The following is a 23,327-nucleotide window of genomic DNA, read 5'->3' on the forward strand; positions in this document are numbered from 1 at the left end:
GTCAAAAATCCAGTGTAATGACAGGCTCAGATAGTTCGTTGAGCCACATCAACGAGTGCCCTCAACCATGCGCGACATCCTGATTACCCTGATTGTTTTCTCCAGCCTCCCGTTCATCTTGCGCAATCCCGTCAACGGCGTCCTCATGTGGGTGTGGATCAGCGTGATGAATCCGCACACGCAAGGCTGGGGTTTCGCCACCACCTTCCCGTTCGCCTTCATCATCGCGGTGGCCACGCTGTTCAGTTTTGCCATCTCGCGCATGCCGAAGACGCTGCCGGTGTCGGGCATCACCTTCGCCCTGATCGGGCTGATTTTGTGGATGAATGTGACCACGCTGTTCGCCATGTTCCCGGTGTCGGCCTACCCGCAGTGGGGCAAGGTGATGAAGATCATGCTGATGAGCGTGGTGACCATGATGGTGATCCGCAGCCGCGAGGATATCCAGCGCTTCATGTGGGTGCTGACGCTGTCGCTCGGCTACTACGGCGTCAAGGGCGGCATCTTCACCATCCGCAGCGGCGGCGTCGACCGCGTGTGGGGACCGGAAAGCACCTTCATCGCCGACAACAACGCCATCGCCCTGGCGCTGATCATGACCATACCGCTGATGCGCTATCTGCAGCAGCGCAGCACCCAGCGCTGGGTGCGCCACGGCATGACCGCCATGATGTTGCTCAGCGCGCTGGCCGCGCTGGGCTCGTATTCGCGCGGCGCGCTGCTGGCCATCGGCGCCATGGTGATGTTCATGTGGATGAAGGGCCGGCACAAGATGCTGGGCGGACTGCTGATCGCGCTGCTGACTCCGCTGGCCTTCCTGTTCATGCCGGATCGCTGGAGCGAGCGCATGGACAGCATCAATACCTACCAGGCCGACGAATCCGCGCTGGGCCGCATCAATGCCTGGCATATGGCGTGGAACCTGGCCAAGGACCGCTTCTTCGGCGGCGGCTTCGAGATCGCCGAGCCCCTGACCTTCTTCCTGTACGCGCCGAATCCTGCCGATATCCACGCCGCCCACAGCATCTATTTCCAGGCGCTGGGCGAGCACGGCTTTATCGGACTGGGGCTGTACCTGCTGCTGCTGGCCGCGACCTGGCGTTCGGCGTCGTGGATCATCCGCCACGCCCGCCAACAGCCCGACCTGGAGTGGGCCGAGCAGCTGGCGACGATGATACAGGCCAGCTTTATCGGCTTCGCCGTCGGCGGCGCCTTCCTCAGCCTGCTGTATTTCGATGTGCCCTACTATTTGATGGCCGCCATCGTCGCCACCCGGCTGCTGGTGGCGCAGCAGCAAGCGACCGCCGCGCCCGCGCGCATGCCGGCCCTGGCGGCGCGGAGCGCCACGGCGGAGGCGTCATGAACCGGAGGTTGTCGATCCTGATCTACCACCGTGTGCTGGCGCAGTCTGATCCCCTGCTGCCCGAGCTGCCCGACGTGCGGCTGTTCGACCGCCACATGGCGCTGGTCAGGCGCTGCTTCAACGTGCTGCCGCTGAGCGCGGCTGTGCGTCAGCTGCGGCAAGGGAACCTGCCTCCGCGCGCGGCCTGCATCACCTTCGACGACGGTTACGCCGACAACGCGGAATGCGCCCTGCCGGTATTGCAGCGCCACAAGCTGAGCGCCACCTTCTTCATCGCCAGCGACTACCTCGACGGCGGCCAGATGTGGAACGACGACGTGATCGCCTGCGTGCGCCACGCGCCGCCGGGCATGCTGGACATGTCGGCCCTGGGCTGCGGCCTGCTGCCGGTGCACACCATGCAGCAAAGGCAGCAGGCCATGGAGCGCCTGCTGGCGGCGCTGAAATACCTGCCGTACGCGCAACGCTTGTCATTGTCGAGGCAGATCGCGCCGCCGCGCGGCGGGCAGTTGATGATGCGCAGCGACCAGGTCCGCCAGCTGCTGGCGGCCGGCATGGAGATCGGCGCCCACACCAGTTCCCACCCCATCCTGTGCCGCCTGCCGGACACCGAGGCCGCCGCCGATATCGCCGCAGGGAAAGACAAGCTGGAGGCCATCACCCAGTCGCCCGTCACGCTGTTCGCCTATCCGAACGGCAAGCCCGACGCCGACTACGACCGGCGCCACGTCGCCATGATCGGCAAGCTGGGCTTCACCGCCGCCGTCACCACGGCGCCCGGCGCCGCCCATGCCGGCAGCGATCCGCTGCAACTGCCGCGCTACACGCCGTGGGAACAGGACCGCGCGCGCTTCCTGCTACGGCTGTGGGCGAACCGGCGGGCCTGAGCGGGCCAGCCATTGCTCAAGCATCATCAGCACCCACACCATGGTGCCGTGATAGGCGGGATGCTCGCTGACCAGGGTCCGCATCAGGCGGTCGATGAAGTCCGCGCGGACGATGCGGCGCCGCTTCAAATCGTTGAGGCTGTCGAACACCAGGCCGCGCAGGCCGGCATCCTGCTGCAGCCAGTGGCCGAACGGCAGGCCGAAGCCGTGTTTCTTCTTGCGCAGGATGGCCGGCGGCAGATAGCCGCGCAGCGCGCGCTTGAAGAAATACCGCAACCGCGTGCCGTTCAGCTTGTCGCGCGGCGACAGGCGCGACGAAAACGCCAGCATGTCGTCGCTAAGGAATGGAAACGCCACTTCGACACCGCCCAGCTCGCACGCCAGGCTGACCTTGCGCAGGTCGTTGTCGGCCAGCGTGTAGCGCAGGTCCAGCGTCTGCATGCGGTTGATCTGGCTCAGTCCCCGGCCTTTCCAGTAGCAGTCGTTCAACTGGCCGATCGGTCCGTCCTGGTCCACCGAAGCCAGGAAGCCGGGATCAAGGACGTCGCCGGCGCCGTAGCGCCGCAACAGATTGTAGGTCTCCAGCCGCGCCGGCATCGGCACCACAGCCTGCTCGACGTAGCTGCGGGCCTTGCGCAGCAAGCCCAGGTTGACCTTGCCGGCCAGTCCGAACAGCAAGGGCTCCAGCGCGACTTGCCGCAGCGCCGACGGCACCCGTTCATAGCGAGACAGCACGGCCTGGTGGGCGTAGCGCTCGTTGCCGCCGAACAGCTCGTCGCCGCCGTCGCCGCCCAGCAGCCGGCTGACGCCGTCGATGCGCGCCATGTTGGCGCAATAGTACGCGGGCACGGCGGAGGAGTTGCCGAACGGCTGATCCGACGCCGCCGCGATGCGCGGAATGGCGGCCGTCACGTCGCTCGCCGTCACGTAAAGCTCGTGGTGATCGGCGCCGAAGTGGCGCGCGGCGATGCGGGCGTATTCCATCTCGTCATAGCCGGCGACGTCGAAGCCAATCGAGTAGGTGCGCGGCGCGCTGCCGCTGACGTTGGCCAGCATGCCCGCCAGCGTCGAGCTGTCGGTGCCGCCGCTGAGGAAGGCGCCGGTGCTGGCGGTGCCGACCGCCTGCCGCACCGAACTTTCCAGCGTGGACAGGAATTGCTGCCGCAGTTCGGTAAATGGCAGCTGGCTGTCCTCGTGGTAAGCCATCTTCCAGTATTCGCCGCAGTGCAGCTTGCCTTGCCGGTAGTCCAGGTATTCGCCCGGCAGCAGCCGCCGCTGGCCGCGATAGATGCTGCGTGGCGCCGGGATCGTGTGGAAGTACAGGTAGTTGTAGATGGCCTGCGGATCCAGCGCGCTCACCGCCAGCGGATGCGCCTGCAATGCCGCGGCCGACGAGGCAAACAGCAAACCCTGCGCCACCTGCTGGTAATGCATGGTGTGCACGCCGCTGCGGTCGATGGCCAACAATACCTGCCCGGATTGCTCGTCCATCAGGCACACCGCGAACGCGCCGGACAGCGCGGCGCATGCCTGCGCGCCCTGCCGGCGCCACAGCACGCCGAAGCGCTCGGCCAGATTGTCGGCGTTGCCGTTCAGCGTGGGCCGGCCCCAGATCGCCACCAGCAGGCTGCCCTCGCGGTGCAGGCTGGCGCTGTCGGCCGCGGCCGCGACCGCCACGCCGCAGCGTTCGGCCGCCTCGATGCGCAGCGGGCTGGAATCAAAGCGCGACAAAGGCTCCGCCATGCCCACCAGCAGCTGCCGGGCCGGCTCGGCGCCATCCGATATCGATATATATCCGCACAAGCCGCTCATACCAGCACCTCCAGCGGCGCCGGATGGCCGAGGAACGCCGTCGGACTGGCCGTCAAACCGTAAGCGCCGGACTGGAAGACGACGACCAGGTCGCCGACGTCGGCACTCGGCAGCTCCATGCGGTCGGCCAGCAAGTCCAGCGGCGTGCACAGCGGGCCGACGATGCTGACCGTCTCGCGCGGGCCGCCCTGCATACGGTTGCCGATCGCCACCGGATAGTTCTTGCGGATCACCTGGCCAAAATTACCGGACGCGGCCAGATGGTGATGCAGGCCGCCGTCGGTGATCAGGAACGTCTGGCCGTGCGAGCGCTTGCGTTCCAGCACCCGGCACACATAAATGCCGCTCTCGGCCACGAGATAGCGCCCCAGCTCCAGTATCGGCTGGGTTTGAGGCGACGCTTGGCGCAGCAGCTGGAGCGCGCTGTCGAGGCCGTCCGCCACCGCCGCCAAGTCCAGTGCACGTTCGCCAGGGAAATATGGCACGCCGAAACCACCGCCTATATTCAGCATCCGCATCGGCACGTGCGCGTGTTCGGCCAGGCGGATGGCCAGCTGCACGGACAAGCGCTGCGCTTCGCAGATCGCCGCCGCCGACAGGTTTTGCGCGCCGCAAAACAGATGGAAGCCGTGAAAATCCAGCCCAAGCTGCTCCAGCCGCCGCAGCATCGCCGGCACGCGCGCGGCATCGACGCCGAACTGGCGGGCGCCGCCGCCCATTTTCATGCCCGCATGTTTCAGCTCGAAGTCCGGGTTGACGCGCACCGCCACGCGCGGCGTCATGCCGAGTTCGGTGCCGATGCGCGCGGCCCGCTCCATTTCCATCTCGGATTCCAGGTGCAGCAACACGCCGGCCGCCACCGCGCAGCGCAGCTCGGCGTCGCGCTTGCCCGGCCCGGCAAAGCTGATGCGGTCGGGCGCCATGCCGGCATCCAGCGCCACCTTCATCTCGCCGCTGGAGGCCACGTCGAAGCCGTCGACCAGCGCCGCCATCATCTGCACCAGCGCCGGCATCGGATTGGCTTTCACCGCGTAATGCAGATGCACGTCCGGTGGCAGCGTGCGCCGCAGCAGTTCCACGCGCGACACGATGTGGCTGCGTTCGTAGGCGTAAAACGGCGTGCATCCGACCCGCTCCGTCAGCCGCGTCAGCTGGACGCCGCCGATCTGCAGGCAGTCGTCCAGCAGCGGGAACTGGGTTTGCGCCGCGTGGCGCGGCAATTCGGCGACGGCCGCCATCACGACGCGCACCGTGCTTCAGCCATCTGATCGGCCAGCAGCTTGCGGTCTATCTTGCCGTTCGGATTGCGCGGCAGCGGCAAGTCGCGGACTTCGATCGCCGTCGGCATCATGTAGGCCGGCAAACCCAGGCGACAAGCGGCCATCAGCGCCTCGCCATCGATCGCGCCATCGGGCGGCGGGGCGACGATCAGCGTGATCGATTGTCCCAGTGTCGCATGCGCCACGCCGATCGCGGCAGCCTCCGCCACCAGGCCGGTGGCATACACCACCTCCTCCACCTCGGTCGGGCTGACGCGGTAGCCGGAAGTCTTGATCATCTCGTCGGTGCGGCCGATGAAATACAGATAGCCTTCCTCGTCGCTGCGCACCGTGTCGCCGGACCACACCGCCAGCTCGGCGACCGGCAGTCCGCCCAGGCGGTCCGGCAGCGGCCGGAAGCGTTCGGCGGTACGCTGGACGTCGTTCCAGTAGCCCATCGCCACCAGCGCGCCGCGGTGCACCAGCTCGCCCGGCTCGTTGGGCGCGCAGGGCGTTCCGTCCGGGCGCAGCACCAGTATTTCCGCGTTGGGGATGGCCTTGCCGATCGAATCGGGACGCAGGTCCAGCTGCTCCGGCGCCAGATAGGTCGAACGAAACGCCTCGGTCAGGCCGTACATCAGGTAGACCTGCGTGTGCGGCAGCGCCTTGCGCAGCGCCGCCAGCGTGTGACGCTGCATGGCGCCGCCGGAATTGGTGATGTAGCGCAGGCGCTGGGCGTGGCGCCAGTTCAGTTCCGCCAGCTGCATCCACAGCGGCGGCACCGCGGCCAGCCCGGTGATGCGCTCGTGATGCACCGCATCCAGCACGTCGCGCAGCAGCAGGTGGTTCAGCAGCACGGCGCAGGCGCCGACGGCAAACGCGGTGGTCAGCTGACTCAGGCCGTAGTCAAAACTCAGCGGCAGCACGCACAGGATGCGGTCTTCCAGATTGTTGCCCAGATAGCTGGAAACGCTCAGCGCTCCCGCCACCAGGTTGCGGTGCGACAGCACCACGCCCTTCGGCTTGCCGGTGCTGCCGGACGTGTACAGGATGGCGGCCACGTCGCTGTCGATGCAGGGATGCGGCGGCGCTGCCTGCGCCGAGCGCATGCACTCGCGCCAGGACAACATCTGCACGCCGTCCAGCGCGGGCAGCGTCTCCATCGATCCGATGACGATCACCTTGCGCAGCGCCGGGCAGCCCGCCAGGTCGGCGGCCAGCAGGTTCAGCCGCTCACGCGTGGTGACCAGGATGCGCACGCCGCAATCGGCCAGGATGTGGGCGACCTGCGCCGGCTTCAGCACCGGATTGACCGGCACGAACACCGCGCCCGCGGCGGCCGCGCCGAACATGGCCGCCACCGCCTCCTCGCGCTTCTCGGTGAACACCGCCAGCCGCTCGCCGCGGCCCAGACCGTTGTTGAGCCAGGCCCACGCCGCCGTTTCGATCATGTGCGCCAGCGCGTTGTAGTTCAGGCCGACGCCCTGGTAGCTCAGGGCCTGCCGCTCCGGCGCGCGTTGCGCCGACTGGAAAATAAATTGGTGAATTAACTGCGTCATGGAGGATCCCTTGGAAAGACTGCCCTCTATGATTGAGATAAATCGCCCGGCCGTTCTTGATGTTGGTCAAGCAGGGCCGCTGCTTGTGCTGGCTCAAACCCGCGTCGCCGCCGCCGGGGTCTAATTTCACTTCCGCTCACTTTTCCGCCTCCACGATGACTAATGGCCTGCGTCATACCTACGCCCAACTAGGCTGGCTGAATGCCATGCTGTACTGGCTCGGCCACGCGTTGGCGGCGGTCAGCGCCGGCCGCTGCGGACTGTATCGCTACCATTTCGTCGCCCAGTACATCGGCGACACGCCGCTGTGCGGCGAGCGCGGCCTCGATATCGACATCCGCGAGCAGCGCGCCGGCGAGACCTTGCCGGACGACTATCCGCGCCCCGCTTCCGTGGTGTGGCAACGCTATGCGCAAGGCGCGCAGAGCCTGGCCGCCTGGCGCAAGGGCCGGCTGGCCGGCTTCCTGTGGCTGGTGTTCGACGCCTATCAGGAGGACGAGGTCCGCGCGCAATACCGGCTCGCCTCCTCGCGCGCGGCCTGGGATTTCGACGTCTGGGTACGGCCGGAAGAACGCCTCGGCTGGGTGTTTCCGCGTCTGTGGGAAGCGGCCCGCCAACGGCTGCGCCAGCGCGGCGTGCGCTGGAGTTGCAGCCGCATCTCAGCTTTCAATCCCGCTTCGCTGCGCGCCCACGCGCAAATCGGCGTGGTCCGGCTCGGCGGCGCGGTCTTCCTGCGCTGCGGGCAATGGCAATGGATGTTCTCCAGCCTGGAGCCGCGCTTTCATTTTTCCCGCCACCCTTCCACTTTTCCACAACTGATGTTCGACACCAGCACGCTGGCCGACGTCGCCCCATAGGAGTCACCATGTCCCGTATCGACCAGGTCAGCCAGATCCTGCGCACCACACTCGGCCTCGGCGCCATGCCGTTGAAGGCGGACACGCCTTTGCTCGGCAGCCTGCCGGAACTTGATTCGATGGCGGTCGCCAACCTGATCCTGGCGCTGGAGATGCAATACAGCATCGCCGTCGAGGACGATGAAATCAGCGCCAGCCATTTCGCCACCGTCGGCACGCTGGCCGCTTTCGTCGAAGGCAAGCTGGCATGACGATCCACGCGCAGCGCGCCCATGCCTTGCCGTTTTTCCTGACGGCGGCGGTGGGGGAACGCTTTTGCCTGTATCACCAGCCCGATCCGGATGTCCCCGAGCGCGGCGCCATCCTGTACGTCCACCCTTTTGCCGAGGAACTGAACAAGAGCCGTCGCATGGCGGCGCTGCAGGCCCGTGCCTATGCCCGCGCCGGCTACGGCGTGCTGCAGCTGGACTTGTACGGTTGCGGCGACAGCAGCGGCGACTTTTCCGACGCCCGCTGGCACAGCTGGCTGGACGACCTGGCCTTGGGCTGGCAATGGCTGGCCCAGCGCGGCAGCGCGCCGCGCTATTTGTGGGGACTGAGGCTGGGCGCGCTGCTGGCCCTGCAGTTTGCCGCGCGCGCGCAACCGGCGCCGGCCGGCCTGGTGCTGTGGCAGCCGGTCATCAGCGGCCGCGCGCACCTGAACCAATTCATGCGCATGCAGAGCGCGGCGCGCATGTTCGGCGCCGCCCCACCTGTGCAGCCGGCCGATGGCGGCGATGCCGGCACCGAAGTCGCCGGCTACCGGCTGGCGCCGGAATTGATCGAAGCGATCAAGCAAACCGACGCATCCTTCGCGCCGCCGTGCCCGGTGCAGTGGCTGGAACTGGCGACGCCGCCGGCCCCGCCCGCGCTGCAACCGGCCTCGGCGCTGCTGATCGAGCGCTGGTCGCGCGCCGGCGCATACATCGACGCCTTTGCGCTGGACGGCGAACCGTTCTGGGCCACGCCGGAAATCACCGAGGTGCCCGGATTGCTGGCCGCCACGCTGAACGCCATGCCGGTGCTGGCGGAACGCTCATGAACTGGCAGCGCCGCGTGGTGCAGTTTACCTGCCACGATAGCTGGCTGGTCGGCGTGCTGCACCTGCCGGACGCGCCGCTGCCGCGCGGCCTGTTGATCGTCACCGGCGGCCCGCAATACCGCGTGGGCAGCCATCGCCATTTCGTGCTGCTGGCGGAACAGCTGGCCGCCGCCGGCATCCCCGTCATGCGCTTCGACTATCGCGGCATGGGCGACAGCGAAGGCGACCCGCGCGACTTTACGGCGGTAGACGACGACCTTTCGGCCGCCATCGGCCATTTCTTCAGCCTGCTGCCGGGGATGAAGGACGTTGTGCTGTGGGGATTGTGCGACGGCGCCACCGCCGCCGCCGGCTACGCGGCGCTCGACCGCCGGGTCGCAGGCCTGATCATGCTGAACCCCTGGGTGCGGACCGAACAAGGCCTCGCCCGCGTCACGCTGCGCCACTATTATGTGCGGCGGCTGCTGGACAAGGAGTTCTGGCGCAAGCTGGCCAGCGGCGCCGTCGGTGTCGGGCGCACGTTCAGCTCCTTTGTCCAGCTGGCCTCCGCCGCCCGCCAATCGCAAACGGCGTCGGACATGAATGTGCCCCAGCGCCTGTACCTGGCGTTGTCGCGCTATCGCGGCCCCTTGCTGATCGTCTTGAGCGGCGCCGACCTGGGCGCCAGGGAATTTTCCGCATTGCCGGCGCGGCATGCGCACTGGCGCAAGCTGCTTGCCGCGCCGCGCGTCCGCACGGAAACCATCCCGCAGGCCAACCACACCTTCGCCAGCAAGGCCTGGCGCGACGATGTCACGTCGTTGTGCAGAGACTGGATCGCATCATGGTGAAGCGCGTTCTGATGATCGCCTATCACTACCCGCCGATGTGCGGCGGCAGCGGCATCCAGCGCACGCTGGCGTTCACCCAGTATCTGCCGCAATTCGGCTGGCAGCCGCTGGTGCTGTCGGTGCATCCGCGCGCCTACGAGGACGTCGACGCCGGCCATCTCGACGGCCGGGTGCCGGTGCACCGCAGCTTTGCGCTCGACACGCAGCGCCACCTGGCCTTGCGCGGCCGCTATCCCGGCTGGCTGGCGCAGCCCGACCGCTGGATCTCGTGGTGGCTCAGCGCCGTGCCGGCCGGCTTGCGGCTGATACGCCAGTACCGCCCGGACGTGATCTGGTCCAGCTACCCGATCGCCACCGCGCACCTGATCGCGCTCAGCCTGCACCGGCTCAGCGGCATTCCGTGGGTCGCCGACCAGCGCGACCCCATGGTCGATCTCGACTATCCGCCCGACGTGCGCCGCCGCAACATCCATCACTGGATCGAGCGGCAGGCGGCGACGCGCGCCGCCGCCGTGGTCTGCACCACGCCCGGTGCCTTGCACGCCTTGGGGCAGCGTCATCCGCAAATGGACGGCAAGCGCATCGCGCTGATTGAAAACGGCTACGACGAAGGCAGCTTCATCGCGGCGGAGCTCGCGGCGCCGCGCCCGCCTGCGCCCGCCGGGCAGTTCCGCCTGCTGCACAGTGGCGTGATCTATCCGTCGGAGCGCGATCCGGCGCCGCTGTTCGCCGCCCTGGCCCGGTTGCAGGCCGACCAATACATCAACCCCGCCAGCTTCCGGCTGGTGCTGCGCGCCAGCGCCCACGACGACCATCTGCGCGACCTGATGCGGCGGCATCGCGGTGTCGCCGAACTGGTCGAACTGGCGCCGCCGCTGCCATATCGCGAGGCGCTGGCCGAAATGCTGGAGATGGACGGCCTGCTGTTGCTGCAGGCCGCCAACTGCAATGGCCAGATCCCGGCCAAGCTGTACGAATACCTGCGTGCCCGGCGTCCGTTGCTGGCCCTGACCGATCCGGCCGGCGACACCGCCGCCGCCCTGCGCCGGGCCGGCATCGACACCATCGGCAAGCTCGACAACGCGGCCGACATCGCCGGTTCGCTGATGCGCTTCCTGCGCCTGTGCCGCGAACGCAGGGCGCCGGTAGCTGCGCCGGCGCTGATCGCCAGCCACTCGCGCGGGGCCCGCACCGGCGAGCTGGCCACCCTGCTGGACCGTACCCTACATAAGGAGCAGTCATGAAACCTAGCCACTATCTACTCTGCGCGGCGCTACTGACGGCCGCGCATACCGCCATGGCGGCCGCCGAGGACTGCGGCACCTACGTCAAGCACGATCCCGGCGGCGACTACACCAATCCGGCCGACCGCGAAGGCCTGGTGGTGGTCGAGCAATACCATTTCACGCCGGAGGTCGAGCGCCTGGTGCGTGGCGCCACCGGTTCGCTGGGCGCCGACATCGGCTATGTGCTGGACCACTTCCCCAACCATCACCGCGCGCTGACCGCGATGACCAAGCTGTCGCTGCGCGACAAGAACCGCAAGCCCTACGGCGCCCACTACACGATCGACTGCTATTTCGACCGCGCGCTGCGCTTCCGGCCGGACGACGCGCGCGTGCACTCCATCTACGGCGGCTACCTGCTGGCGCTCGGGCAGAACGACGCCGCGCTGGAGCAGCTGCAGCAGGCGGCGAGCCTGGAACCGTCCAACGCCACGGCCTACTACAACCTCGGGCTGTTGTTCATGAAACGCAAGGACTATGACCGCGCGCTGGTCAACGCGCACAAGGCCTACGGCATGGGATTCCCGCTGCCGGGCCTGAAAAACCAGCTGGTGGCGGCCGGCAAATGGCGCGAGTCCGACTAGCTTTATTTCAAGCCGTGATGGTTCATCAAGTCGTACAAGGTCGGCCGGCTCACACCCAGCAATTCCGCCGCCCTGACGATATTGCCGTCGACCCGCGCCAGCGCCTGCACCATGACGCGGTACTCGGCCGCCTCGCGCGCCTGGCGCAGGTTGACTTTGGGCTCGTCGGCCGTGCTGTCCGGCAGCCCCAGGTCCTGCGGCGTGATTTGCGGCCCGTCCGCCATGATGACGGCGCGCCGCAGGCAGTTTTCCATCTCGCGCACATTGCCCGGCCACTGGTAGGATTCGATCGCCGCCAGCGCGTCCGGGCTGAAACTCAGTATCTGCCGCGACTCGCTGGCGCAGAACTTGTTCTTGAAATGGTGGGCCAGCAGCGCGCAGTCGCCGACGCGCTCGCGCAGCGGCGGTATCGACAGCACGATTTCGCTGAGCCGGTAATATAAATCCTCGCGGAAGCGGCCTGATTCGGCCAGCGCCTTCAGGTTCTGGTGCGTGGCGCAGACGATGCGCACGTCGATGCTGATCTCGCTGCGCCCGCCCACCCGCTCGATCACGCGCTCCTGCAGGAAACGCAGCAGCTTGGCCTGCAGCGGCAGCGGCATGTCGCCTATCTCGTCGAGAAAGAAGGTGCCGCCGTGTGCCAGCTCCAGCTTGCCCAGCGTCTGCCGCTGGGCGCCGGTGAACGCGCCCTTCTCGTAGCCGAACAGCTCGCTCTCCAGCAAATGTTCCGGGATGGCCGCGCAATTGATGGCGACGAAGCGCTTGTCGTGCCGTGGACTCAGGCGATGCACGCCGCGCGCCACCAGTTCCTTGCCGCTGCCGGAGTCGCCCAGCAGCATCACCGTGGCCGACGATGGCGCCACCCGCTCGACGCTGCGGCACACCCGCAACATGCCGGGATCGCGGCTGATGATGCCGGCCAGCGGCGAATCGGACTGGATCTGCATCATGCGCCGGTTTTCCTGCTGCAAGGCGTGCAGATAGAAGGCGCGCTCGATCACCAGGGCCAGCGTATCGGCGTCGAGCGGCTTCTGGTGGAAATCATAGGCGCCGGCGGCGATCGCCTTCAGCGCGTTGGCGCGGTCCTGGTTGCCGGACAACAGGATCACCTTGGTGTCCGGCGCGGCGGCCAGTATCTGCTGCAGCAGCGCCAGGCCCTCGGTGGCGCCGTCCGGATCCGGCGGCAGGCCGAGATCCATCGTCGCCACCGCCGGCTGATGGCGGCGCAGCTGCGCCATCGCAGATTCGCGGTCGTCGGCCACCACCACTTCGTAGGCGTCCAGGCTCCAGCGCAGCTGCTTTTGCAGGCCGGTATCGTCCTCTATCACCAGCAATTTTTGCTTGCCCATATACTCGTTACCTTATTGTTCAGGCCGCCGCAGCTTCCGCGTGCAGCGGCAAGATCAGCCGAAAAGTCGTGCCCAGCGACGGCGCGCTGCTCACTTCCAGTCGGCCGCCGATTTCCTTCGCATATTCCCGGCTCTCGAACACGCCTACGCCCATGCCGGCGGTCTTGGTCGATTCGAACGGCCGGAACAGCCGCTCGCGGATGAATTCCTCGCTCATGCCCTGCCCCGTGTCGCTCAGCTCGATCACGGCGAAGGCGTCGTTGCGCAACAGCCGCACCGCCACGCTGCCGTGGCGCGGCGTGGCTTCCACCGCGTTCTGGATCAGGTGGCCGATCACCCGCTCCAGCCGCTGGCGGTTGGCCAGCACCATCAACCCGGACGCGCGCAGGTCCAGCGCCGGGCGCGGCTCCAGCGTGGCGCACGCCTGCACCGTTTGCGCCAGCAGGCTGTCCAGCTGCAGCGGCGCGCAGGGATCGGGCGCGTCGTCGCGGCGCAATTTCAGCAGCAGCGTCTTCATCTTGGCCAGCGAATGCGACAGCGTCTCCAGCATGTCCTCCTGAAAGGCCGGATTGTTCTTGTGGCGCTCCGCGTTCACCAGCAGCAGCGACAGCTGCGACACCAGGTTCTTCAGGTCGTGCACGACAAAGGTGGACATCCGGTTGAACGATTCGAACTGCCGCGCCACCGCCAGGTTGTCGGCCGATTCGCGATGCGCGAGGTAGCTGGCGGCCTGGCTGCCGGCGATCTTGAGCACGTCGCGCACCTCCCAATTCATCAGCTGTCTGGTACGCGGTTGCGCCAGGCAGACAAAGCCGAACAGCCGGCGCTCCAGCATCAGCGGCACCACCAGCCACATGCGCTCGTCGCCGGCCAGCCAGGCCGGCGGCGGCAGGCCGCCGTAGCGTTGCGGCGCGTCGCGCCATTCCTGCAGGTCGATCACCCAGCCGCGCGAGGCCAGCACGCCGCACAGCGCGCCGCCGGCCGGCTCGGCGTTCTCCGGCAGCGGCATGTTCCAGCGCGCAACGGCCTGATAATGCGTCTCGTCGCGGCGCAGCCACAAGATGCCGGCCGGACTTTCCACCAACTCGGCCACGGCCTGTATCGCCCGTTCCGGCAGCACGTCGCCGTGCTCGCCCAGCGCCCGCGTGAAGCGCTGCCATTCCTGCCGGTAATCGTAATGGCCCTGGTAGAAATGCTTGCTGATGAAGACCTTCAGGCGCGCGCGCATGGTGCCGGAAAACAGCACGCCGGCCAGCAGCAGCCCGGCGCCGAACAGACAGGCCTGCTGCATCAGCGTGCCCCACACGCCGCCGATGAAGCGCAGGTACCAGGCGCTGGCCGCCATCGCCCCCAGGTACAACGCCGAACCGAGCAGCGCAGCCGAACGGAACATGATCTGGCGCGACAGCTGCAGGCCCGCCGTCCACGCCGGGTTGCGCGCGATGGCCACCGCCAGCAGCGGCGCGCTCAAGGCGTTGACGGCGCCGCGCGCGGCCCAGATATCTTCATTGATGCGGCGGAACAGCAAGGCTTCGCTGTACAGGTAGAAATCGTAGGCGAACAAGGCGCCGATGCCGAGGCAGGCGAACTTGATGCCCCAGCGCGCATTGTCCGGCGTGTCCCGGTACAAATGCTCGACCAGCAGCATGCCCAGCACCGCCAGCCCGAGCCGGATGGCGATCACCGCCAGCATGTGCCGGCCATAGCCCGCCGCCAGTTCCAGCGCCGCCAGCGCGGCCACGGCGATCAGCCAGGCCCGCTGGCGCCAGCCGGCGCCGGCCAGCACCAGCAGCAGGACCAGCCATGCCGCCGTGCGCAAGGCCTCCAATGCGTTGACGCCGGCCGCCGCCGCGCCGGCCCAGGCGGCGGTCAGCAGGCAGGCGCCGCCGAAGGCGCCGGCATGGCGCCGCTTGCGCCAGCCTCCGCGCAGCAGCAGCGAGGCCAGGATCAGATACGCCAGCACCGCACAACCATGACTGATGGCGGAAACCTGCTGCCAGGTCATCAACGGCTGCCCTTTCCAAACAACACCACCTGCACCGTATCGAGCAGTATCAGCAAATCGAGAAACAGGCTGTTGTTCTTGACGTAGTACAGGTCGTATTGCAGCTTGCGCACGGCGTCGTCGACCGAGGCGCCATAGCTATAGCGCACCTGCGCCAGCCCGGTGATGCCGGGCTTGATGCTGTGGCGCACGTTGTAATAGGCGATCTCGCTGCACAGCTGCTCGACAAAATAAGCCCGCTCCGGGCGCGGGCCGACAAAACTCATCTCGCCCTTGAACACATTCAGCATCTGCGGCAATTCGTCGATGCGCAGTTTGCGTATCCAGTGCCCGACGCGGGTGACGCGCGGATCGTTGACCGACGCCCATTTCGGTTTGCCGTCCTGCTCGGCATCGAGCCGCATGCTGCGGAACTTCAGCACCTTGAACAGCCGGTTGTCGCGCCCCACGCGCTCCTGCTGATAAAACACCGGCCCGCCGTCCTCGAGGCGGATCGCCAGCGCGGTCAGCAGCATGATGGGCAGCGAGGCCAGGCAGATGGCGCCACTGGCCACCAGGTCGAAGGCGCACTTGACCGCCGCCCGCAACAAGCTCTGGTCGAAACCGCCACCGAAAATCAGGTAGCTGGGCTGCAGCGAATCGATGCGGATCTGGCAGGCCTCGCGCTCGAAGAAGTTGGCGGCGTCGGTGACGGGCACACCGCCCAGCGCACACTCCAGCAGCTGGCGCACCGGAAACGCGCCGTTGCGGCGGTCGCCGACCGAGACCACGATTTCATCGGCCGCATAGCGCCGCGCCAACGCCAGCAGCGACAGGTCGGCCGGCAGCAGCATGGCCGGCGGCACGCTGGAGAGCTCGCCCGCCACCGGCACGAAGCCGACCACCTTGAACTGGTGGAAGCCGACGCTGGACGCCGCCAGCTCCCAGCATTGGCGCGCGGTGGCGCCGTCGCCGATGACGATCAGCCGCTGCTCCATCATGCTCGACTGCGCCGAGGTGAACACCAGCAGCCGCGCCAGCAGCACCGCCGCCCCGCCCAGCAGGAACACCACGATGCCGAGCCGGCCGAACTGCGCCTCGGGCACCATGCTCGCCAGCAGGTTCAACAGGCCGAAGCCCAGTACAAACGACGGCAGGATGCGCAGCAAGGTGCTCTTGATATCCTCCCTGGACTGGTTGTGCTGGTACATGCCCAACGTGCCCATGCTCAGCACGACGACCAGCGCGAACGCCAGCGCCGGCAGGTACAGCTGGTCGGCGCCGTGTCGACCCTTGAGCCACAGCGGCGCGCTGGCGACCGCGGCCGTCAACAGCACCAGCAACTCCAGCAGCAACAGCATGAAGGCTATCTTGGACACATAGTGGTGGAATATCCTGATCACAATCTCTCTCCTGCGCCTGGGAACCGTTGTAACTAAGCGGCGTAACCAAGATGATGCTGAACAGTCGGAGCGCACGTGTTGAGCCGCCACAATCGCTGTACAGTTCTGCCTCAATACGGCGAAAAACAGCGCATATATGACGCGCTCATGACAAATGGTCTATAGTCATGGTTCTTTACCGTATCCAACACGTAATCATGAAATTTGACGTCGCAATTGTTGGCAGTGGACTGGCCGGTTTGTCGGTCGCCCTGCATCTGGCCGAAACGCGCACCGTCGCGATCATTTCCAAGCGCGCGCTGCTGGACGGCGCCAGCAACTGGGCCCAGGGCGGCATCGCCGCCGTGCTCGATTCCGGCGACAGCCACACCCAGCACATCGACGACACGCTGATCGCCGGCGGCGGCCTGTGCGACGAGAGCGCCACCCGCTTCATCGTCGAGCACGGCCGCGAAGCGATCGAATGGCTGATCGAGCAAGGCGTGCCCTTCACCCGCGACGAATCGGCCGAGATGGGATTCCACCTGACCCGCGAAGGCGGCCACAGCCAGCGCCGCATCATCCACGCGGCCGACGCCACCGGCCACGCGGTGCAGGTCACCTTGGAAGAAAAGGTGCGCGCCCATCCGAACATCACCTTGTTCGAACATCACTGCGCGATCGACCTGATCACCTCGGACAAGCTGCATCCTGTCAAAAAAGGCAACGCCCAGCCCAAGTGCTATGGCCTGTACGTGCAGGACGAGCTCAGCGGCCAGGTCCACACCTTCGCCGCAGAACACACGGTGATGGCCACCGGCGGCGCCGGCAAGGTCTACCTGTACACCACCAATCCGGACACCGCCAGCGGCGACGGCATCGCCATGGCCTGGCGCGCCGGCTGCCGCGTGTCCAACATGGAGTTCATCCAGTTCCATCCGACCTGCTTGTACCACCCGTACGCCAAGTCCTTCCTGATCACCGAAGCGATACGCGGCGAAGGCGGCGTGCTCAAGCTGCCGCCGGAAGCCGGCGCGGCCGCAGGTTTCCGCTTCATGGTGGCCCACGACGAGCGCGCCGAACTGGCGCCGCGCGACGTGGTGGCCCGCGCCATCGACTTCGAGATCAAGAAGCGCGGCCTCGACTATGTGCACCTCGATATCAGCCACAAGCCGGCCGAGTTCCTGATCGAGCACTTCCCGACCATCTACGCGCGCTGCCTGGAACTGGGCATCGACATCACCAAGCAGCCGATTCCCATCGTGCCGGCCGCGCACTACACCTGCGGCGGCGTGGTCACCGACCTGATGGGCCGCACCGACCTGCCCGGCCTGTACGCGGTCGGCGAAACCGCCTGCACCGGCCTGCACGGCGCCAACCGCCTGGCCAGCAATTCGCTGCTCGAATGCGTGGTGATCGGCCGCGCCTGCGCCACCGATATCGCGGCTAAGGAAAAAGGCGAAGTGCCCTACCTGCCGGACTGGGATGAAAGCCGCGTCACCGACGCCGACGAGGAAGTGGTGATCGCCCACAACTGGGACGAGCTGCGCCGCTTCATGTGGAATTATGTCGGCATCGTGCGCACCACCAAGCGGCTGGAACGCGCGCAGCACCGCATTGCGCTGCTGAAGGAAGAAATCGACGAGTACTACCAGAACTTCCGCATCACGCACGACCTGCTGGAGCTGCGCAACCTGGTCGACGTGGCCAACCTGATCGTCAACAGCGCGCTGCAGCGGCGCGAGAGCCGCGGCCTGCACTTCAGCCGCGATTATCCGGAGACGCTGCCGAAAGCCCTGCCGAGCATCCTGACTCCGTCGCGCCGCAAATAGGAGAGCCCCATGCCCACAGTGCGCCTGGCCACGCCGGCCGACATACCCGCCATGGAGGCGCTGATCGCGCGTTCCGGCATCGAGTTGAGCGAAGGGTTTTACACCAAGAGGCAAGCGCAGGCGGTGACGCAGCATGTGTTCGGCGTCGACACCCAGCTGGTCGCGGACCAAACCTACTTCCTGATTGAAGACGATGCCGGCAAGCTGCTGGCCTGCGGCGGCTGGAGCAAGCGCAGCACGCTGTTCGGCGCCGACCGCACCAAGCAAGGCGCCGACCCCTTATTGGATCCGGCGACCGAGCCGGCCCGCATCCGCGCCTTCTTTGTCGATCCGTCGGCGGCCAGGCAGGGACTGGGCCGCCTGCTGCTGACCCACTGCACCGACGCGGCCGCGGCCGGCGGTTTCCATACGCTGGAACTGGCCGCCACCATGCCCGGCGTGCCGCTGTACCTGGCCTGCGGATTCGAGGTGGCGGAACGCTTCGAGATCACGCTGCCGGACCAGGTGCAGGTGCCACTGGCCCGGATGTGCAAGTCTATCGCCGCTTAGGCGCTTTTCTTTCCGGCTTGCTTGCGGCGCTTGACGTAGCCCAGCAAGCCCAGGCCCGCCAGCATCATGCCGTAGGTCGTCGGCTCAGGCACCGGTGGCGCCACCGAACCAAAACCATCCAGATAGGCGTAGCCGGTATGTGCGGTCGGCTCGCAATCGGCCGCCAGCAGCGACAGCGTGAAGCTGTGGCCGGACAGCGATTTGTCGATGCTCAACTGCTCGACCTGCCACTGTGGCGTGTAGAACAGATCGCCTTCCGAGGAGAAGCGCGCATCGACACCGCCGCCGGTGTAGCCGGCGTTGTAGCTGCGGCTGATCAGCAGGTTGCCGGTGGTGTTATCGGTCAGCGTCAGCTTCATCACCGCCGATTCGTCCTCGCTATGGCCGCCGTTCTGCAGTACCGCTTTCCAGGCGAAGAAGATGTTGGCGTCGGTGTAGTTGTTGACCTTCTGGCTGATCACCGTGGCCAGGCCGCCGTCGGTGGTGTCTTCCGCGCGGTAGGCATATTTGCCGCTGTACACGGTGGTGCCGATCAGGCTGCCCAGATTGGGGTCGACGTAGCTCTGGTCGATGACGGCGCCGCGGACGCCGTCGTCCGAGTTCAGACTGCCGCCCGGCAGGAAGTCCGCCGGCGACAGGTCGGTGTTCGAGCTGCCGTAACGATAGCCGCCGCCGGTGGTCCAACCGGCAGTGGTACCCGTTTCGAAGGCTCCGTTGACGAAGCCACCCGCCTGCGCCGCGCCGGTCAGGCCCAGCATTGCCACTACACCCGCAATGAATTTCAATTTCATCTCTCTCGCTCCATGGTTGTTGATACCAAAAAAACAAGCGAGAGTATATTATTTTTAAATCATTATTTTTTGATAATTTCAATCGTGCGCGGGTGGTTTCAACAATGAAACTGGATTAACCAACAATGCGTAAAGAATAATCCGTGGCGCGGACATCCTTGGTCAGGCTGCCGATCGAGATGCGGTCGACGCCGGTCTCGGCGATGGCCCGCACGGTGTCGAAATTGACGCCGCCCGAACCTTCGAGCAAGGCGCGGCCGGCATTGATCCGCACCGCTTCGCGCATCATGTCCAGGCTGAAGTTGTCCAGCAGGATGGACACGGCGCCCGCTTCCAGCGCCTCGTTCAGCTCTTCCAGGTTTTCCACTTCCACCTGTATCGTCACGCCCTTGTCGAGGCGCTTGGCCGCCAGCACCGCGTTGGTGATGCCGCCGGCCGCGGCGATATGGTTTTCCTTGATCAGGATGCCGTCATACAGCGCCAGGCGCTGGTTCTGGCCGCCGCCCACGCGCACCGCGTACTTCTGCGCCAGCCGCAGGCCGGGCATGGTCTTGCGCGTGTCGAGGATGGCGGCGCGGGTGCCGGCGATCACGTCCACATACTTGCGGGTGACGGTCGCCACGCCCGACAGCAGCTGCAGGAAGTTCAGCGCGCCGCGTTCGGCCGTCAGCAGCGCGCGCGCCGGGCCTTGTATCGTGCAGACCAGGCTGTCAGCCTTCATCAGATCGCCTTCGGCGTACTGCCAGTCGATCTCGATGCCGGCCTGCATGCAGTTCATGACGCCTTCGAACCACGGCGCGCCGCACAGCACGGCGTCCTCGCGCACGATCACGCGCGCGGTGGCGCGGCCGCCTTCCGGCACCAGCAGGCCGGTCAGGTCGCCGCTGCCGACGTCCTCCAGCAGCGCCGCCAGCAGGTTGGCTTCGAAAGCGGATTTCAGCGCGTCGTCGAACGGCGCGAATTTATTCACCAAAGTACTCATGCCGGACCGATTCCCGAAAACAGTTTAGCTTCTTTCGCCAGGTCGGCGCCGGGCTGCACCCGGGCTTTTTTCGCCGCGGCGAAATCGAGCATGCGGTTGATCGAGATGACGGCCTGCTTGCCCACTTCCGGATCGACGTGGATTTCGTTGGCGCTGCTGCTGTCCATGTTTTCCAGCACGTCGGCCAGGTTTTGCAGGCCGTTCATCGCCATCCACGGGCAGTGCGCGCAGCTCTTGCAGGTGGCGCTGTTGCCGGCGGTCGGCGCCTCGATGAAACGCTTGCCCGGCGCGGCGGCGCGCATCTTGTGCAGGATGCCGTTGTCGGTGGCGACGATGAAGGTGTCCGCGTCCGATTCGACGGCGGCGTTGATGATCTGCGTGGTCGAGCCGACCACGTCGGCCAGCGCTACGACGTTGGCCGGCGATTCGGGATGCACCAGGATCTTGGCGTGCGGGTACTGGGCCTTCAGCAGTTCCAGCTCGACGCCCTTGAATTCGTCGTGCACCAGGCAGGAGCCCTGCCACAGCAGCATGTCGGCGCCGGTTTGCTTCTGGATGTAGCCGCCGAGATGCTTGTCCGGCGCCCACAGGATTTTCTTGCCCTGCTCGTGCAGGTGCTTGACGATGTCCAGGCCGATCGACGAGGTCACCATCCAGTCGGCGCGTGCCTTGACGGCGGCGCTGGTGTTGGCGTACACCACCACGGTGCGATCCGGGTGGGCGTCGCAGAAGGCGGCGAATTCGTCGGCCGGGCAGCCCAGGTCCAGCGAACAGGTGGCATCCAGGTCAGGCATCAGGATGCGTTTTTCAGGACTGAGGATCTTGGCGGTTTCGCCCATGAAGCGCACGCCGGCGACGACCAGCGTCTTGGCCGGATGGTCGCGGCCGAAGCGCGCCATTTCCAGCGAATCGGAGACGCAGCCGCCGGTTTCCTCGGCCAGGTCTTGCAGGTCGGCGTCGACGTAGTAGTGGGAAACGAGCACCGCCTGCTTTTCCTTCAGCAGGCGCTTGATGCGTTCCTTGAGGGCGACGCGTTGCTCGGCGGATGGCGTGGCTGGCGTGCGCGCCCAGGCGTGGGCGGTGCAGCTGGCGCCGTCTTGCGGATGCTCGTACTCGACGGCTTTGATCTCTATGGTTTGCATATTGTTCGGTTATTCGTAAAACGTGAGACTAGACTATGGCACATTGCGAAAAATCCCGCTTGGGGCGGGATTCTTTTCTGGTTTAATCGATGCCCTGGCTGGTCAGGTAGTCTTCGTAGTTGCCGCGGAAGTCGACCACTTCGTTTTCCTTGATCTCGATAATGCGGTTGGCCAGCGACGACACGAATTCGCGGTCGTGCGACACGAAGATCAGCGTGCCGGCGTATTTTTCCAACGCGATGTTGAGCGACTCGATCGATTCCATGTCCATGTGGTTGGTCGGCTCATCGAGCAGCAGCACGTTGTGGCGGCCCAGCATCAGCTTGCCGTACATCATGCGGCCCTTCTCGCCGCCGGACAGCACCTTGACCGACTTCTTCACCTCGTCGCCGCCGAACAGCAAACGGCCCAGGATGGAGCGCACGGCCTGGTCGTCGTCGCCTTCCTTGGTCCAGTTGCCCATCCAGTCGGTCAGCGTGATGTCGCTGGCGAATTCCTCGGTCGGATCCTGCGGCATGTAGCCGACGTTGGCGTTTTCCGCCCACTTGACCATGCCGTGGTCTGCGTGCTGGCCGGCGATGTCGTCGCCGCCGATGCAGCGCAACATCGTGGTCTTGCCCGCGCCGTTGGCGCCGATGATGGCGATGCGTTCGCCCGCTTCCACCATGATGCTGAAATTGTTGAACAGCTGGCGATCGTATTTCTTGGCGATGCTGTCCACCTCGACGGCCAGGCGGTGCAGCTTCTTCTCGCCGTCGAAACGCACGAACGGATAGGCGCGCGACGACGGCTTGATGTCGTCGACCTTGATCTTCTCGATCTGCTTGGCGCGCGACGTCGCCTGGCGGGCCTTGGATTTGTTGGCGGCGAAGCGGCGCACGAAGTCCTGCAGCTCGGCGACCTTCTCTTTGGCCTTGGCGTTGTTGGCCAGCTGCTGGTTGCGGGCCTGGGTCGACGCGAACATGTACTCGTCGTAGTTGCCCGGGTAGATCTTCAGCGTGCCGTAGTCCATGTCGGCCACGTGGGTGCAGACCTGGTTCAGGAAGTGGCGATCGTGGGAAATGATGATCATGGTGGAGTTGCGCTCGTTGAGCACATCTTCCAGCCAGCGGATCGTGTTGATGTCGAGGTTGTTGGTCGGTTCGTCGAGCAGCAGGATGTCCGGGTTCGAGAACAGCGCCTGCGCCAGCAGCACGCGCAGCTTCCAGCCTGGCGACACATTGCTCATCGGCCCCTGGTGCAGGTCGATGGCCACGCCGGCGCCCAGCAGCAATTCGCCGGCGCGCGATTCGGCGGTGTAGCCGTCGTATTCGGAGACTTTGCCTTCCAGGTCGGCGGCCTTCATGTAGTCGTCGTCGGTCGCTTCCGGATTGGCGTAGATGGCGTCGCGTTCCTGCATCGCCGCCCACATTTCGGTGTGGCCCATCATGACCACGTCCAGCACGCGCATTTCTTCAAAGGCGAACTGGTCCTGGCGCAGCTTGCCCAAGCGTTCGTTGGTATCCAGCATCACGTTGCCGCCCGACGGTTCCAGGTCGCCGCCCAGGATTTTCATGAACGTCGACTTGCCGCAACCGTTGGCGCCGATCAGGCCATAGCGGTTGCCATCGCCGAATTTGACGGAAATGTTTTCAAACAACGGCTTGGCGCCGAATTGCATCGTGATGTTTGCTGTGCTGAGCATATTGGAATTGGACTTTGAGAAAGGTAACGCGGAAAGGCGAGATTATACAGCAGTCGAGGATTTTCGTGGGATCCCCTATATAAAACAAGCACTTACAGCGACTTGAGGCACATA

Annotated in this window: 20 protein-coding genes; 10 read left to right on the forward strand and 10 right to left on the reverse strand. The window is 66.0% G+C overall.

Annotation, left to right across the window (positions count from 1 at the left end):
• The first annotated feature begins 67 nt into the window (after positions 1–67).
• Complete coding sequence (locus tag ACSQ3S_RS18305) at positions 68–1,363, forward strand: putative O-glycosylation ligase, exosortase A system-associated (RefSeq protein ID WP_436143306.1); 1,296 nt, start codon at positions 68–70, stop codon at positions 1,361–1,363.
• Positions 1,360–2,250, forward strand: coding sequence for a polysaccharide deacetylase family protein (locus tag ACSQ3S_RS18310; RefSeq protein WP_436143307.1), 891 nt, complete (start codon positions 1,360–1,362; stop codon positions 2,248–2,250). The genes ACSQ3S_RS18305 and ACSQ3S_RS18310 overlap by 4 nt, the downstream gene beginning before the upstream one ends.
• Here ACSQ3S_RS18310 and ACSQ3S_RS18315 read toward each other — a convergent pair.
• Genes ACSQ3S_RS18315 through ACSQ3S_RS18325 form a run of 3 tightly spaced genes read right to left on the reverse strand, consistent with a single transcriptional unit; the run spans position 2,221 to position 6,880 of the window.
• Positions 2,221–4,062, reverse strand: coding sequence for an asparagine synthetase B family protein (locus ACSQ3S_RS18315; protein WP_436143308.1), 1,842 nt, complete (start codon positions 4,060–4,062; stop codon positions 2,221–2,223). The two genes, ACSQ3S_RS18310 and ACSQ3S_RS18315, sit on opposite strands and share 30 nt — an antisense overlap.
• Positions 4,059–5,300, reverse strand: coding sequence for a pyridoxal-dependent decarboxylase, exosortase A system-associated (locus ACSQ3S_RS18320; RefSeq protein ID WP_436145045.1), 1,242 nt, complete (start codon positions 5,298–5,300; stop codon positions 4,059–4,061). The genes ACSQ3S_RS18315 and ACSQ3S_RS18320 overlap by 4 nt, the downstream gene beginning before the upstream one ends.
• Positions 5,300–6,880 (reverse strand): acyl-CoA ligase (AMP-forming), exosortase A system-associated, encoded by a 1,581-nt coding sequence (locus ACSQ3S_RS18325; RefSeq protein WP_436143309.1) that lies wholly within the window; start codon positions 6,878–6,880, stop codon positions 5,300–5,302. The genes ACSQ3S_RS18320 and ACSQ3S_RS18325 overlap by 1 nt, the downstream gene beginning before the upstream one ends.
• 155 nt (positions 6,881–7,035) lie before the next feature.
• On the opposite strand from ACSQ3S_RS18325, the gene ACSQ3S_RS18330 reads away from it, so the two are divergent.
• From ACSQ3S_RS18330 to ACSQ3S_RS18355, 6 genes are read left to right on the forward strand one after another with little or no spacing between them, the layout of a single operon-like run.
• A complete protein-coding gene (locus tag ACSQ3S_RS18330) occupies positions 7,036–7,737 on the forward strand; it encodes a hypothetical protein (protein WP_436143310.1) in 702 nt (233 codons plus the stop codon).
• An 8-nt stretch (positions 7,738–7,745) separates the two neighbouring features.
• Positions 7,746–7,988: an acyl carrier protein gene (locus ACSQ3S_RS18335; RefSeq protein ID WP_176650834.1), complete on the forward strand. Its 243-nt coding sequence runs from the start codon at positions 7,746–7,748 to the stop codon at positions 7,986–7,988.
• Positions 7,985–8,818 carry a hydrolase 2, exosortase A system-associated gene (locus ACSQ3S_RS18340; protein WP_436143311.1) on the forward strand — a complete coding sequence of 278 codons (834 nt, stop codon included), beginning with the start codon at positions 7,985–7,987 and terminating at the stop codon, positions 8,816–8,818. The genes ACSQ3S_RS18335 and ACSQ3S_RS18340 overlap by 4 nt, the downstream gene beginning before the upstream one ends.
• The gene (locus ACSQ3S_RS18345) at positions 8,815–9,648 is read left to right on the forward strand and encodes a hydrolase 1, exosortase A system-associated (RefSeq protein ID WP_436143312.1); all 834 of its coding nucleotides are present in this window, start codon (positions 8,815–8,817) and stop codon (positions 9,646–9,648) included. Before ACSQ3S_RS18340 ends, ACSQ3S_RS18345 begins: the two co-directional genes overlap by 4 nt.
• On the forward strand, positions 9,642–10,892 hold the full coding sequence (locus ACSQ3S_RS18350) for a glycosyltransferase (RefSeq protein ID WP_436143313.1): 1,251 nt from the start codon (positions 9,642–9,644) through the stop codon (positions 10,890–10,892). The genes ACSQ3S_RS18345 and ACSQ3S_RS18350 overlap by 7 nt, the downstream gene beginning before the upstream one ends.
• On the forward strand, positions 10,889–11,518 hold the full coding sequence (locus ACSQ3S_RS18355; RefSeq protein WP_176650830.1) for a tetratricopeptide repeat protein: 630 nt from the start codon (positions 10,889–10,891) through the stop codon (positions 11,516–11,518). Before ACSQ3S_RS18350 ends, ACSQ3S_RS18355 begins: the two co-directional genes overlap by 4 nt.
• Positions 11,519–11,520: 2 nt before the next feature.
• On the opposite strand, the gene prsR is transcribed toward ACSQ3S_RS18355, so the two are convergent.
• Genes prsR through ACSQ3S_RS18370 form a run of 3 tightly spaced genes read right to left on the reverse strand, consistent with a single transcriptional unit; the run spans position 11,521 to position 16,254 of the window.
• Complete coding sequence (gene prsR / locus ACSQ3S_RS18360) at positions 11,521–12,867, reverse strand: PEP-CTERM-box response regulator transcription factor (protein WP_436143314.1); 1,347 nt, start codon at positions 12,865–12,867, stop codon at positions 11,521–11,523.
• 19 nt (positions 12,868–12,886) lie between these two features.
• Positions 12,887–14,872, reverse strand: a complete 1,986-nt coding sequence (prsK, locus tag ACSQ3S_RS18365) for an XrtA/PEP-CTERM system histidine kinase PrsK (protein ID WP_436143315.1) — start codon at positions 14,870–14,872, stop codon at positions 12,887–12,889.
• Positions 14,872–16,254, reverse strand: coding sequence for a TIGR03013 family XrtA/PEP-CTERM system glycosyltransferase (locus ACSQ3S_RS18370; protein ID WP_436143316.1), 1,383 nt, complete (start codon positions 16,252–16,254; stop codon positions 14,872–14,874). The genes prsK and ACSQ3S_RS18370 overlap by 1 nt, the downstream gene beginning before the upstream one ends.
• Positions 16,255–16,451: 197 nt before the next feature.
• Between ACSQ3S_RS18370 and nadB the strand changes: the two genes are divergently transcribed.
• On the forward strand, positions 16,452–18,065 hold the full coding sequence (nadB, locus tag ACSQ3S_RS18375; RefSeq protein ID WP_353398748.1) for an L-aspartate oxidase: 1,614 nt from the start codon (positions 16,452–16,454) through the stop codon (positions 18,063–18,065).
• A 9-nt stretch (positions 18,066–18,074) separates the two neighbouring features.
• Complete coding sequence (locus tag ACSQ3S_RS18380; RefSeq protein ID WP_436143317.1) at positions 18,075–18,614, forward strand: GNAT family N-acetyltransferase; 540 nt, start codon at positions 18,075–18,077, stop codon at positions 18,612–18,614.
• Here ACSQ3S_RS18380 and ACSQ3S_RS18385 read toward each other — a convergent pair.
• From ACSQ3S_RS18385 to ACSQ3S_RS18400, 4 genes are all read right to left on the reverse strand, one after another.
• Positions 18,611–19,405, reverse strand: a complete 795-nt coding sequence (locus tag ACSQ3S_RS18385) for a PEP-CTERM sorting domain-containing protein (RefSeq protein ID WP_218087709.1) — start codon at positions 19,403–19,405, stop codon at positions 18,611–18,613. The genes ACSQ3S_RS18380 and ACSQ3S_RS18385 overlap by 4 nt on opposite strands.
• A gap of 115 nt (positions 19,406–19,520) precedes the next feature.
• The gene (nadC, locus tag ACSQ3S_RS18390) at positions 19,521–20,387 is read right to left on the reverse strand and encodes a carboxylating nicotinate-nucleotide diphosphorylase (protein WP_413448267.1); all 867 of its coding nucleotides are present in this window, start codon (positions 20,385–20,387) and stop codon (positions 19,521–19,523) included.
• Positions 20,384–21,529: a quinolinate synthase NadA gene (nadA, locus tag ACSQ3S_RS18395; RefSeq protein ID WP_436143318.1), complete on the reverse strand. Its 1,146-nt coding sequence runs from the start codon at positions 21,527–21,529 to the stop codon at positions 20,384–20,386. Before nadA ends, nadC begins: the two co-directional genes overlap by 4 nt.
• Positions 21,530–21,611: 82 nt before the next feature.
• Positions 21,612–23,213 carry an ABC-F family ATPase gene (locus tag ACSQ3S_RS18400; RefSeq protein WP_436143319.1) on the reverse strand — a complete coding sequence of 534 codons (1,602 nt, stop codon included), beginning with the start codon at positions 23,211–23,213 and terminating at the stop codon, positions 21,612–21,614.
• Positions 23,214–23,327 lie beyond the last annotated feature (114 nt).

Origin of the sequence: Duganella sp. LjRoot269, from assembly GCF_964254095.1 — a bacterium.
Lineage (GTDB): Bacteria > Pseudomonadota > Gammaproteobacteria > Burkholderiales > Burkholderiaceae_D > Rugamonas > Rugamonas hordei.